The 12,594-nt window shown below is 40.3% G+C and carries 12 protein-coding genes; 8 read left to right on the forward strand and 4 right to left on the reverse strand.

Annotated elements, in window-relative coordinates; genetic code table 11:
* Positions 1-2: 2 nt before the first annotated feature.
* Entirely contained in the window at positions 3-356 is a 354-nt protein-coding gene (locus tag BDD43_RS29750) for a hypothetical protein (protein ID WP_147425644.1), read from the forward strand.
* Between the two features lie 22 nt (positions 357-378).
* Positions 379-573, forward strand: a complete 195-nt coding sequence (locus BDD43_RS18100) for a hypothetical protein (protein WP_121198362.1) — start codon at positions 379-381, stop codon at positions 571-573.
* A 33-nt stretch (positions 574-606) separates the two neighbouring features.
* Here the strand turns inward: BDD43_RS18100 and BDD43_RS18105 are convergent, their stop codons facing one another.
* On the reverse strand, positions 607-1,005 hold the full coding sequence (locus BDD43_RS18105; protein ID WP_211339676.1) for a helix-turn-helix domain-containing protein: 399 nt from the start codon (positions 1,003-1,005) through the stop codon (positions 607-609).
* Positions 1,006-1,292: 287 nt separating this feature from the next.
* On the opposite strand from BDD43_RS18105, the gene BDD43_RS18110 reads away from it, so the two are divergent.
* The 4 genes from BDD43_RS18110 to BDD43_RS30155 all read left to right on the forward strand — a co-directional run bounded on the left by BDD43_RS18110 (position 1,293) and on the right by BDD43_RS30155 (position 5,065).
* A complete protein-coding gene (locus BDD43_RS18110; protein WP_121198363.1) occupies positions 1,293-2,909 on the forward strand; it encodes a hypothetical protein in 1,617 nt (538 codons plus the stop codon).
* Between the two features lie 6 nt (positions 2,910-2,915).
* Entirely contained in the window at positions 2,916-3,809 is an 894-nt protein-coding gene (locus BDD43_RS18115; protein WP_121198364.1) for a tyrosine-type recombinase/integrase, read from the forward strand.
* Entirely contained in the window at positions 3,796-4,755 is a 960-nt protein-coding gene (locus tag BDD43_RS18120; RefSeq protein ID WP_121198365.1) for a tyrosine-type recombinase/integrase, read from the forward strand. Before BDD43_RS18115 ends, BDD43_RS18120 begins: the two co-directional genes overlap by 14 nt.
* 166 nt (positions 4,756-4,921) lie before the next feature.
* On the forward strand, positions 4,922-5,065 hold the full coding sequence (locus BDD43_RS30155; protein ID WP_162847074.1) for a hypothetical protein: 144 nt from the start codon (positions 4,922-4,924) through the stop codon (positions 5,063-5,065).
* Between the two features lie 255 nt (positions 5,066-5,320).
* Here BDD43_RS30155 and BDD43_RS18125 read toward each other — a convergent pair whose 3' ends face one another.
* The 3 genes from BDD43_RS18125 to BDD43_RS18135 are packed head-to-tail and all read right to left on the reverse strand — an operon-like array spanning position 5,321 to position 7,251.
* Positions 5,321-5,842 carry a hypothetical protein gene (locus tag BDD43_RS18125; protein WP_121198996.1) on the reverse strand — a complete coding sequence of 174 codons (522 nt, stop codon included), beginning with the start codon at positions 5,840-5,842 and terminating at the stop codon, positions 5,321-5,323.
* Positions 5,839-6,903 (reverse strand): AAA family ATPase, encoded by a 1,065-nt coding sequence (locus BDD43_RS18130; RefSeq protein ID WP_121198997.1) that lies wholly within the window; start codon positions 6,901-6,903, stop codon positions 5,839-5,841. Before BDD43_RS18130 ends, BDD43_RS18125 begins: the two co-directional genes overlap by 4 nt.
* Positions 6,904-6,936: 33 nt before the next feature.
* The gene (locus tag BDD43_RS18135; protein WP_121198998.1) at positions 6,937-7,251 is read right to left on the reverse strand and encodes a helix-turn-helix domain-containing protein; all 315 of its coding nucleotides are present in this window, start codon (positions 7,249-7,251) and stop codon (positions 6,937-6,939) included.
* A 698-nt stretch (positions 7,252-7,949) separates the two neighbouring features.
* On the opposite strand from BDD43_RS18135, the gene BDD43_RS18140 reads away from it, so the two are divergent.
* Positions 7,950-9,275 (forward strand): thioredoxin domain-containing protein, encoded by a 1,326-nt coding sequence (locus tag BDD43_RS18140; protein WP_121198999.1) that lies wholly within the window; start codon positions 7,950-7,952, stop codon positions 9,273-9,275.
* A 43-nt stretch (positions 9,276-9,318) separates the two neighbouring features.
* Positions 9,319-12,513, forward strand: coding sequence for a SusC/RagA family TonB-linked outer membrane protein (locus BDD43_RS18145; protein ID WP_121199000.1), 3,195 nt, complete (start codon positions 9,319-9,321; stop codon positions 12,511-12,513).
* Positions 12,514-12,594 lie beyond the last annotated feature (81 nt).

The following is a 12,594-nucleotide window of genomic DNA, read 5'->3' on the forward strand; positions in this document are numbered from 1 at the left end:
TTATGCAAGACACACCCCGAAGAAATATAATAGTAAGACTTTCAAGCAATCCAATGGGCGTTTATTTATTATGGTTCATTGCATTATTACTTTTTTGCATTATAGGGATTCCAATATTAAGATTAAGCATGGGTCATGCTGATGGCGAACAAGTGCCATTAACACTTTTAGGACACACAGCGAATATAGCAGTCATTGGTCTTATATTAATCAGCTTAGTGTCCCCAATTTTATATTGGGGATGGTATAAAAAATATATGTTTATTCCTTTAATCATTCCAATACTTTTAATCGGCCTGTTAGGTTATTGGTTAATAGATATATATATATCTAATGGGCATCATTTCCCATTGTAAACATAAACGTAACTTTTAGAGCATGAAAAATCTAATCTTACTACTGTTGCTAAACTTGGCTTTTACAGCCGAGGCGCAAACTGCGCAGCAAGATAGCGCTCACCGGCAATATCATCTTATGCGTAAAAAAGACCCTAAGCAAAATAATCCCTATGCTTTTGCTGATAGTACAAAGACTAAGAAAGCACCGGTAAAGCCCAAGAAAAAAACAAGCTAAATGAAGAAGCCGCCCGAATGGGCGGCTTTCTTGTTATATCATATTAAGGGCGTGGGCTAAAGTATCTTTCAATCTCTTTTTGGACACCAATGCATCGAGTATTGAAAAGAAAGCTGACTTTTCCTTTTCTTCAAGCTGATCTACTAAAGCCAGCTTTTCAAAGATGGATTTATCGTAAGAGTTTACCTCTTTAAATATATCATCCGCATTAACCAGCTCAACAAGGCCAACACCTAATGCCTTGGCTATCTTTTCAATAGTAGAGAAAGACGGGTCGGTTTTACCATTCTCAATACGTGAGAATTGTGCCTGATCCATTTCAAGCGCCAGTGCCACTTCCTTTTGTGAAAGGTTCTTAGCTGTTCTTGTTTTCTTTATTTGCTCTCCAATGTCCATGTAATGCCCAATAGCACATCTAATTTCGTCATTCATGCTTGATTATTCAAGCCTTTGCGATAATCTCCACTTTGTTTGTTGACTAATAAATCATATTGGCCATATTGTGTAAAAGTAGCATTCTTTAGCAGTCCAAGCGCTTGGTTTCATTGAAAAGGCCTAATCTTATTGTTTATCAAGTGTTTTGTCTAATGTAAAGACAAGCGTTAATAACATTAATCTAAAGGTTACTTGACTTTAACAATAAAATACATCGATGAATTTGATAAATAAATCAAATATTGTAGTTTTAGCAGTTGTTAAATATGCCATAAAGTTTATTCATGAAAAAACCTATAGGTCTTATCACAGACAACCCGGAGTTACTATTGTACTTAGACGGCAAATTACACATTACTGTATTGGGCGGCATTAAGCTGACCGGCTTTGACCGTTTAAAGGTTACGCTTAAACTGGTGAACACAGATGATAAGCTTAACGTCTTTCGCCACAACTTAGATCTTTACAATAGCATCCAGGCCGAGCAGCTGATCGAGAAATCAGCCGATGCGCTAAACATCGGCACCCGTGAGATCAGCACGGCCATAACCGGGCTGACCACCTCTTTAGAACAATACCGTTCCGAACGTTTGGAGGCCATGAAGCCCAAACAACCCGAAAAGAAACAGCTATCAGAAGCCGAGCGCAAAGCGGCCATAGCTTACTTGAAAAACCCTGATCTGCTGGGCAGAACCAAGCAGGCTATCGGCCAAAGCGGTATCGTAGGCGAAGAAACCAATGCCCTGATCGCCTATCTCATTTACACCTCAAGAACCCGTGAAAATCCTTTACACCTGTTATGCCTGGGCGCAAGCGGCACAGGCAAGACCTGGTTACAGGAGAAAGTGGGCGAGCTGATACCCGAAGAAGATAAACTGGAGATCACCACGCTTAGCGTAAACGCTTTTTACTACTTCGGTAAGGATGAACTGAAATATAAGCTGTTATTGCTCGAAGACATGGACGGCGCAGAGGATGTACTGTACCCGATCAGGGAACTGCAAAGCAAGCGTAAGATCAGCAAAACAGTAACGCTGAAAGACAGCAAGGGCAACCCAAAAACCATCACCCTGCAAGTGGAGGGACCTGTTTGTATCAGCGGCTGCACCACGAGGGAGCAGATGTATGAAGACAATGCGAACCGCTGCATCCTGCTTTATATGGATAACAGTCCCGAGCAGGATGTAAAAATCATGGATTACCAGCGTAAAATGAGCGCAGGCCTGATTGACCGGTACGCAGAAAAGAAAGTACGGGAGCAGCTTAAAAACGTGCAGCGCCTGTTAAAACCTGTTAGTGTTAAAAATCCTTACGCCCCTTACCTGCAACTGCCGGAGGCTGTTTTTAAGCCCCGGCGCACCATGCTTTTATTGCTGTTATTCACGGAAACTATTACTTACTACCACCAGTATCAAAGGGAACTGAAAACCGACGAGGACACCGGGGAGCAGTATATTGAAACCACCATCGAGGACATACAGGCCGCTTTTAGCTTACTGGAAACCACCTTACTTAAAAAGAGCGATGAGTTAAACGATGCCTGCCGGGACTTCTTTGAAAAGCTTAAAACCTACCTGAAAGAAAAGGATACCGACACCTTTTACAGCAAGGAAGTACGGGCTGCATTCCGTTTAAGCCCAAGCAGTATAGGCCGATACCTGTATGAACTGGAACGGATGGGCTATATCAAAATCGCCAAAGGAAGCCGTTACAAAGGCTTTGAGTATAAAATACAAAGTTGGAACGACCTCGAAAACTTAGCAAACGATGCGCAAAGCATGGTTAAATCTATCCTTGAAAACATCCAGTTAGTAACCCGTATCCCACCAGTAACCCAAAGCCTTAATGGGTTACATAAAATGCAGAAAATCAGCGGAGAACGACCAGTAACCCACGAGTAACAGAAAATGCAAGGCACCCTTTATAATCCGCTTTATATCCGCCTGCAGGCAGGCTTTAGCCAATGGCTGCGCATCCTCAACTTTGAACCGAGCAGCCCACGGGATATGCCTAAAATCCTCACCGAGTTCCTGATCTATCTGCAAGATCACAACTGCCATCGTCCGCACGACATACAACAGGAGCATTTGAAAAAATACATGGAACACCTGCATGAGCGGCCAAGCAAAACAGCCGCCGGTGCGATCAGCCTCAACTATATCCGCAAGCACTTGCAGGTAATCCGCAAGTTCAGCCGTTACCTTACCGAAAGCGGACAGGAAAGCTTTACGGTGAAACTGCGCATCAAAGGCAAAAGCACCAACGTGAAGTGTATTCTTAACATGGCAGAGATCAGCAGCTTATACGAAGCGGTCAAAGATGATACGTTGGGTTTGCGGGATAAAGCGATACTGGCCTTGTATTACGGTTGCGGCCTGCGTAAAAACGAGGGTGCCAATATCAATGTTAAAGACATCCTGTTAGATAAAGACCTGGTTTACGTTCGTAAGGGCAAAGGCTACAAAGAGCGTTACGTACCGCTTGCAGGTACAGGAAAAGCCGATTTGGAGAACTATATCCTTTATGGCCGTCCGCTTTTGGCAACTGATAAAAAAGAGGATGCTTTGTTATTGAACGTAAACGGCACACGTTTAAGCGGCCACATGGCCTATGAACGGCTACAAAAGTTAAAGGCCATAGCGAAGATAAAAAAGCCCGCAGGCTTGCATACCCTGCGCCATAGCATTGCCAGTCATTTGCTGCATTCAGGTATGGCTTTGGAACAGATCCAGCGCTTTTTAGGGCATAGCAGCATGGAAAGCACACAGATCTACACGCACTTGAAGCATGAACAAATATAAGTTTGCCCCCGCAATACTGGCAGCTTTAGAGCCTTTCAAAGCTTATTTACAACAGGAACATTATGGCAAAGGCTATATCCGTCAGCATAAAAACTATGCAGGCATATTCCTGGAATGGGCAGAGGAAGAAAGCCTTGCAGTCGAACAGGTTACCCATGCGGATATATTGGAGTTTGCAGACCAGCTTAAACAAAACGGCGATAGTATCCGGCTAATCAACCGGGTGATGCTTGCCGTAAGGTATTACTTTAACTGGCTGCAACAGGATGGACAGGCAGGTTATAATCCCGCAGCCGGGATTATTCTGAAAGGCACGATCAGGCATATTCCGCATGACCTGTTAACGTTGCCCGAACTGGAAGTACTTTATGAAAGTTACCCGGTAAAAGACGAACGAACCCATCGCAATAAGGTGATTGTAGGCTTATTGGTTTACCAGGCATTGACGAGGGAAGAACTGGAAACCCTGCGCCCTGAACACCTAAAATTGAGGGAGGGCAAAATACATATACCGCCCACCGGCAAACTGAATAGCCGGGAACTTGGTTTGCAGCCCCATCAAATCTTAGACTTGCAGGAATATCTATTGGTCGTGCGGCCTAAGATACTGGCTGAACGTATGGCCGAGCGTTCTGGCAGAAAGCCGGACAAATATAAAGCGGTGGAAGATGTACACCGGCTTTTTGTCACGATGAATGGGCAGGACACGATCAAAGCCAGCTTGCTGCACCTCAACTATGCTTTACGAAAGATAAATCCTAAATATAAACATGGGATGCAGATCAGGCAGAGCGTAATAACTGAATGGCTGAAAGATAAGAACCTGCGAACGGTGCAATACATGGCGGGCCACCGCTATATCAGCAGCACAGAGCGCTACAAGACCAATAATCTTGAAGACTTGAAAGATGCACTTAACAAGCACCATCCGTTAAACCTTTCCTAATCATCAAGGGTTCAGGTGATCTTCTGTTAAGCAACCAAAAGCGGGAGAAGACAGGGCCGTCAAGGGAACGTGGAATAAATTGCCTTGTGGGTGAATGGCCCAGCGGGTTTATGCCGCGAAAGTCCCTTTACTGCCCTGGCTTCGGAGGCTACCTTTGCTGTAACAGATGATTAACCAACCACGGCCACCCGGCAATAAAACTACCAACAAACGCCGCCTTGCAAATGAAAAACTAACGCTTATCTTTACCCTAACGAACGTTCTTTATGGCACCGAAAAAGTGCAAAACGGAAAACAGCCAAAAACGTAAAAACTTTATGGTAGCCAATACGATTATGGCGCAAAGCGCCATAATCGCAGAGGGTAATTACTACCTATAAGCCCATCGGGCTGCCGAAAATTCGTAGTTGTAACCAACTAAAAATCCCGGTAAATTTTCTTAAAAGTTAAATTAGATTTCTATCGTTTAATGAGTTTTTTACCAACAATCAGTTAACTTACCGATATAAGCTTTTGGCTTACTTGCCTCTTATCCATATAAAGGGATTTGAATAAATTAAACTTATTACACAATCCACGGCAAGATCGCTTTATTTTTAGCCAGTGAATAAGGAATAACGGTTAAAGAATGAACATTATAAATAGCCAATATAGGCTTCAACATGATTCTTAGTTCATCCTGAATAAACTGTAACCATGTTTCCTGACCAGGCAGAACATTAATTAAATGTACCAGCTTAAAAATGGTTTGATCAGTAATTCCCTGAACTATGCAGGAGTTGGTGTTTGACCTGTCAGTTTCCAACATGCAAAGTGTATGCAAAGTCTTTTTATACAGTTCGTCTATCCAATATTTAACAATCCCACCACTTGATAAATCCTGCTGTAAAAATTTTGCATTGCTGGGGTCATCAAATGCTTTTAATTCCACGCACCAAAGCGTATTCAAAGTAGTATCCAACCAGCAAATATCCATTTCTTTGACAGAATGAGCACTGATGACTTTATACGCCGCGCAATTGCCAAAAAAGAAATAATTATTATCTGGAAAATGCACTTGAACACCATTTTCTGAATGCGGCATCATATTCCTAAAGAATTTATAATTTCTTCATTAAACATGGCTAAGGCCTCATCGATGATCTGATTTTCAGGCAAACCATCTTTCATATTGCCCAATGTATAACCGATAGGCTGGCCTTGAACTTTATTTAAAGAAAAGCAATTGATGTCGGTATTGTCCCTTTTGGCGATAATGGCCAATTGTTTAATGAGGAAATAATTATGTGTTGTGATAAAAATCTGTACCCCAGCCTTACTCATCAATACGATCATTTCAGCAAGGTTACGGACAGCTTTGGGGTGCAAAGCTGTTTCCGGCTCATCCATAAACAATACTGTATTTTTTCTTAGCTTTCTGTTTTTAATCAGGGTAGTAAGAATGCCGATTTTTTTGATCCCCTCAGCCGTCAACGGCATACTAAATTCAGTCTTGCCCTTTTTAAATATAAAAGGATTGTCTTTTGGCCCTTGTGTAATGACACCTTCAAATAATGCTTCAAGATCGCTATTTACATTTCTCAATTCCGAGTTAACATTGCCCTGTTGGGTAGGAACCCGAAGGTCGAGAATAAGGTCGTAATAGGTATCATCAAATCCTATCATGTTGTATTGCTCCCTGGTCAATGCGATAGCATCGAATGCAGTTAAAACCTCTTTTGCCGGGATAAAAAGCGCATTATATTGATCAGCGAAACTTTCTATATGGTTGTTTTCAGTACAGTCTACAATACTGTTTGTCGTGGTTTCACCAAAGGAAAACTGTATCTGTTGCTTACTTTTTCCCTCATAAGTGATATTAACACTCAGCTTTTCACCCGACCCTTTGGTAACTAATTCACCCAATCCGTTTTTACGGGGCTGAAAAGTATTGATGAGTTTTTCTGAAAGTAATCTTTTATAAGGTGATGGGTTGTGCGCGTTTTTTTGGGTAAAGTCTTCCAGTGACTTAGAGATACCATAAAATAATTTTAATATAGCAGTCTTACCGCTATCATTTGCACCAATGATAACATTCACATTTGTCAACCTTTTGGCCTCAAAGTTTTTAAACCCGAAGAAGTTCTTTATGGTGATGGTTTTGATCATTTTATTTAGTTAAAACGTTTCCTAACAGTTGAACTACCCTTTACTTTTGTTTTTCAAATTCTTTTGGCGTTCGGCCTTTTGCTTGGCATCATATTCAGTTTGGGCAAGTTCTGCCGCTGAAAGGCCTGGCGGCCAATCTAAAGTTGCAATATGCAGGTCTTGTAGATTGGTTTTGGTTAGCTGTGCGATCTTGTACAAATTATCAGGCTTGGGTTGAATTTCATTATTGCACCATCTTGAAACAGTTTCCGCTTTTACGCCCATTAACTCAGCTAAAACCTTGTTATCTATTCCTTTATCTGCAAGCACAGCCCCAATTCTGTAAATCTTATTTTTGTTTCCGCTCATTAACTGTTTATTCCATCAAATATAAATTAAAATTAAATCTCTGAAAATCAAGTATTTATAATTCTTATTGAATCAATTAAATGATTTATTGAGTATATTAATTGATTTATTAAGTCAATTAATTATATTTGTTAAAGGGAATTATTTTGTCATTATGTGATCCAATCGGTCAAATAAATGATGTATTGATATAGATCCCAGAATAGAATTGATGATTTTGCGAATACTTTAAAATGAAATTAAAGCATTCGCTTCGAGCCTTATTCTGAAAATTAGCATTGTAAATGGACACAACATGAGAAGCCGGGATGCCTATATTCAGCTATAGAACGATAAGTTGGGAACCATGACTGTAGTATTCTGATTATGTATAATTCCCAATAATAAGGCTCGTATTATCAGTTAGTCTTTTTGCTGATTGAAATATGAAACAACAAGCCATAACTAAATTTTACAAAGAAATTGAGGGCCTCAATATTAAGGCCAGGCATAGTTTGTTTATTTTTCTTTACAAAGCGATTCCATCCGGTATCAGCCCGCAACAAATGCTCTTTCCCCTAAAACCGAAAGCCCCTATATAATAATTCCCCTTTTTTAAAGAGCCTGACCGCTCCATTTTCTGATTATCTAACCACCCGTGAGCCGGGTGTAAAAGCAATTAACATAGCCGGTCGCGGGTTTTTAACCCTCAACCCACTATGCAAAAAACGCTACTCACCATAGTATTGGCCACGCTTTGCTTAAATTTTAATGCCAATGCACAGGGCCGAAATAATATTATAAAACCTCTTTCTATTGGTGATACTATTTCCGAAGTTATCTGGAAAATACCTTTACAGGTCATCAATGAACGCGCGGGTAAGAAAACTATCACTCTAAATGATTACCGCAATAAAAAATTAATCATTCTTGATTTTTGGGCTACCTGGTGCAGCTCATGTATTAACGCTTTTCCCAAACTTGACTCTTTGAGCACCAGTACTGTAGATGTCAAAATCTTACTCGTTAATGCAAAACGCACACGAGATACTAAAGCCAAAATAGATGCCGTATTCAAACGCATAACAACAACAAAGGCTACTTTATTTTCAGTACCTACCATTGCTAATGACACGGTATTTGACAAATTATTTCCACACAACATACTACCTCACTATGTGTGGATTTATCAGGGAAAGATATTGGCATCTACTGACTCTTATGAAGTTACAGGGAAAAATATTGCTGCTGTTTTAAAAGACCCTGCGCATTCATTTGTTGTTAAATCTGATCGGATCAGTTTTGATTACCGAAAATCTTTCAGGACAAATTTAGGTAAAGAGGCCGATTCCGCGATGTTGACCACCAGCATGATCATGCGTTACCTACCGGGATTGGTCAGTTCAAAAAATAATTATGAGGATGGAAACAGGAAAAGGTACTATTTTATAAACAGGCCACTAATTAGCCTCTACCAGTTTGCATTCAATTGTTCACCAAACCGTATCCTGGTAGATACAAAGGACGGACGGCAATTTCCATATCAAAATAAAAATGTCAAAAGTGATGAAATGGGCGATTGGCGTAAGAATAACCTTTTTTCATACGAACTGATCATACCCAATACAGAACCGGAAGACCGGGTATGTGCAAAAATGCTATCCGACCTTAACCTGTATTTTCAACTGGATGGAAAAAAAGAACAGCGTGTCGTAGATTGTTATGTCTTGTCCCGTTCTAATAACATTACGCTATTACCTCATGCCGGAGAAGCAAAAGCCATTAGATTAAATAAACGTCAAGACAGTTTGGTTGTCACTAATACAACCGTAAAAGAACTTACAGATTACCTGAATTACTACCCTTCTTTTAAAGACACGATGCCTATAGTGGTGGACGAAACCAATTATCCAACGCCAGTAGATATGCTTCTTTCATCCGCTGGAATGGATGACATTAATTCATTGAATACTTCTTTAAAAAGATATGGCTTTACCCTCATCCGGCAAAAACGCACAATAGAAATGTGTGTGATCACTAACTGAATGGGTAACAAAAAAATCATTCTCATTTTAAACCGCACCCCACATGAAAAAAATATACCTTTTTATAATCTTGGTTTCAGATCTTTTTTATGCTTCAGCACAGACGACAAAAATTACAGGAACTATAATTGACGCGGAATCTCACCAACCCTTACAGGGAGCCTCGATTATCCTTAAAAAAAATGCTCAATATACGATCTCAGATATAGATGGTCATTTTAGAATATCTCTTACCCGTGCAGACACATTAATTGTAACTCATATAGGTTATGCACGTTTAGCAATGCCTGTAAGTTCTGCTAACTCGTCACAATTGTTGATCTCGATGAAAAGCACTTATTCGCAATTGAAAGAAGTTACAGTAAGCACAGGTTATCAAACCTTACCAAAAGAAAGGGCAACAGGTTCATTTACGCAAATTGATAATAAAACATTCAATGAACAGGTCAGCACTGATGTTATTAGCCGGTTGGAGGCAGTGGCCAACAGTGTTTCCGTGTCCCGAAAAACGGCAGGAAATACTGCTCAACTAATGGTACGCGGATTGAGCACGATACAAGGTGTGAAGCAACCTTTGATTATCGTTGATAATTTTCCTTACGATGGCGATATCAATAACATTAACCCTAATGAGGTACAGGATATTACCATTTTGAAAGATGCCGCTGCCGCATCTGTTTGGGGCACTAAAGCAGGGAATGGTGTAATTGTCATCACTACTAAAAAAGGGAAATTCAATCAAAAAACCGCGGTTGAAGGAAATGCCATAACGACTATTACCGACAAACCGAACCTTTTTTATCTGCCACAGATGTCATCCAACGATTTTATCAATGTGGAGCAGTTTTTATTTAGTAAAGGTTATCGTTTTTCCGATACTGCCAGTACAGGTCACCCGCCCTTTTCTCCAGTTTATGAAATCCTATTAAAACAACAGAACGGCCAGCTTTCCCAGGCGGCTGCAACCGCACAGATTAATGCGCTCCGTAATCTTGATGTCCGAAATGATTTGAATAAATATTTTTATCAGAAAGCGGTCAACCAGCAATACTCAATCAATATGAACGGTGGAAGCAATAATATTGCCTGGTTGGTCTTTGCAGGATATGATAAGAATATCAATGAATTGAACGCCAAGAATGACCGGCTCAATATCAGAACCCAAAATACTTTTAGTCTTGCCAAGAATCTGCAACTTTCTGTCGGGGCAGTATACACACAGACGAATAACACAAGCGGCAAACCTTCCTATTCCGATATATCAACCAGTATTGGCAGTATTCCGCCTTATACTCAAATAGCTGATGCAAACGGCAACCCGCTGCCTGTTGCGAAAGATTACCGATTAAGCTATATCAATTCAGCTGGCAGCGGAAAGTTGCTGGACTGGAACTATTATCCGCTCACCGACTACCAGCATGTAAATAAAACTATTAAAGGCAATGACCTTTTAGCCAATCTTGGCTTAAATTACAAAATAACATCATGGCTGAACGCTGATATTAAATACCAGTTTGAGAAGCAGCAGGTCACAAACAATACCATTTATGATGCAAACAGTTATTATGCTCGCAATTTGATTAACCAGTTTACGCAAATTAACCAGACTTTTAATACCGTTCTAAATGTAATTCCGAAAGGGGGCATCTATGATCTTTCTATCAATAATATCACGTCAAATGACGTAAGAGGTCAGTTAAACTTCAATAAGACAAGCGGCAAATTTGACATCAGCGCCATTGCAGGCGGTGAAATTAGTCAAAAGGCATTAGATCAAAACAGTTACCGGGTATATGGTTATGACGGCAACATCTTAACAACAACTAATGTAGACTACGCTAATTCTTATCCGACCTTCGTTCAGGGAATTTACAGCTTTATTCCATCCAACGTTAATTTCCTTAAAAATCTGAACCGCTATGTATCCACCTATGCAAACGCCGCGCTAACTTATGATGAAAAATATACACTGTCACTAAGCGGGCGCAGGGATGCCTCAAACCTGTTTGGCGTTTCCACGAATAATAAATGGACACCATTATGGTCTTCGGGGTTGAGTTGGGATATATCAAAAGAGAAATTTTATAATAGTAAGCTTGTTCCCTATTTGAAATTGCGGGCAACTTATGGGTACAGTGGCAATGTAAACCCTGATGCAACCGCAGTTACGACAGTTGCATATAATATTACCTCACCCTATACACAGACACCTACAGCGGTGATTGACAAATTTTACAATCCCGATTTAAGATGGGAAAAAGTCGGTATCTTAAATATTGGTCTTGATTTTAAAATGCTGAATAACAGGATAAGCGGAAGCCTGGAATATTACCGTAAAAATGCCACTGACCTTTTTGGTAGTGTCCCTGTGGATTATACGGTAGGCTTGGTCAATACCACTATTGTTAAAAATGTAGCGAGTATGCAGGGTAATGGTGCCGACCTGGAACTTAATTCCATCAACTTAGACGGGGCAGTCAAATGGTTAACCAATATCAATTTGAGCTACTATCGGGACAAGATAACCAACTATTATTTGAGTTCATACCAAGGCAGTAATTTTGTCAATGGCGGGCAGTTAATTGCTGGCATTATCGGCAAACCGGTTTATTCAATATTTTCCTATAAATGGGCTGGATTAGACCCGGCCACGGGCGACCCACAGGGTTATCTAAACGGGCAGGTTAGCAAAGATTATTTGAATATAACGGGGAGCGGTACCACGATAAATGATTTGAAATATAATGGCCCGGCATTCCCTGTTATTTTTGGTTCGATGGGTAATACAGTTTCGTATAAGAATCTGTCTATTACCGCAAGGGTTCTATATAAGTTTGGCTATTATTTTCAAAGACAATCAATCAGTTATTCTTCTCTTTTTGCCAATAACGTAGGTCATTCTGATTATAGTCTGCGCTGGCAGAAAACCGGTGATGAGAAAGCCACTAATGTGCCGTCCATTGTTTACCCTGCCGACCCGGCACGTGATGCATTTTATAATGGATCAGAGGCGTTGGTTGACAGGGCTGATAACATCAGGTTACAATACATCAATATCAATTATTCCTTTAAGCTTAGACCATCTGCCAGCGGCTTCAATAAGCTACAGGCATTTGTTGTGTTTAACAATTTAGGAATAATCTGGAAAGCAACCCATGCACCCGTAGATCCTGATTATAACAGTTCGGTTATACCACCTTCTAAATCAATTAGTTTAGGCATTAAAGGAACATTTTAAGATTTATATCTCATATCGTAAAAATACAGTTATGTCAAATATTAAAAGAACTATCATTTTACTATATATCGTACTGGTTGC

The sequence above is a fragment of the Mucilaginibacter gracilis genome, assembly GCF_003633615.1.
Lineage (GTDB): Bacteria > Bacteroidota > Bacteroidia > Sphingobacteriales > Sphingobacteriaceae > Mucilaginibacter > Mucilaginibacter gracilis.

What these genes read in the sequence shown, in the direction of transcription:
- BDD43_RS29750 (WP_147425644.1), top strand. Translation starts at nt 3, where the DNA reads ATGCAAGACACACCCCGAAGAAATATAATAGTAAGACTTTCAAGCAAT.
- BDD43_RS18100 (WP_121198362.1), top strand. Translation starts at nt 379, where the DNA reads ATGAAAAATCTAATCTTACTACTGTTGCTAAACTTGGCTTTTACAGCC.
- BDD43_RS18105 (WP_211339676.1), bottom strand. Translation starts at nt 1,005, where the DNA reads ATGAATGACGAAATTAGATGTGCTATTGGGCATTACATGGACATTGGA.
- BDD43_RS18110 (WP_121198363.1), top strand. Translation starts at nt 1,293, where the DNA reads ATGAAAAAACCTATAGGTCTTATCACAGACAACCCGGAGTTACTATTG.
- BDD43_RS18115 (WP_121198364.1), top strand. Translation starts at nt 2,916, where the DNA reads ATGCAAGGCACCCTTTATAATCCGCTTTATATCCGCCTGCAGGCAGGC.
- BDD43_RS18120 (WP_121198365.1), top strand. Translation starts at nt 3,796, where the DNA reads ATGAACAAATATAAGTTTGCCCCCGCAATACTGGCAGCTTTAGAGCCT.
- BDD43_RS30155 (WP_162847074.1), top strand. Translation starts at nt 4,922, where the DNA reads ATGATTAACCAACCACGGCCACCCGGCAATAAAACTACCAACAAACGC.
- BDD43_RS18125 (WP_121198996.1), bottom strand. Translation starts at nt 5,842, where the DNA reads ATGATGCCGCATTCAGAAAATGGTGTTCAAGTGCATTTTCCAGATAAT.
- BDD43_RS18130 (WP_121198997.1), bottom strand. Translation starts at nt 6,903, where the DNA reads ATGATCAAAACCATCACCATAAAGAACTTCTTCGGGTTTAAAAACTTT.
- BDD43_RS18135 (WP_121198998.1), bottom strand. Translation starts at nt 7,251, where the DNA reads ATGAGCGGAAACAAAAATAAGATTTACAGAATTGGGGCTGTGCTTGCA.
- BDD43_RS18140 (WP_121198999.1), top strand. Translation starts at nt 7,950, where the DNA reads ATGCAAAAAACGCTACTCACCATAGTATTGGCCACGCTTTGCTTAAAT.
- BDD43_RS18145 (WP_121199000.1), top strand. Translation starts at nt 9,319, where the DNA reads ATGAAAAAAATATACCTTTTTATAATCTTGGTTTCAGATCTTTTTTAT.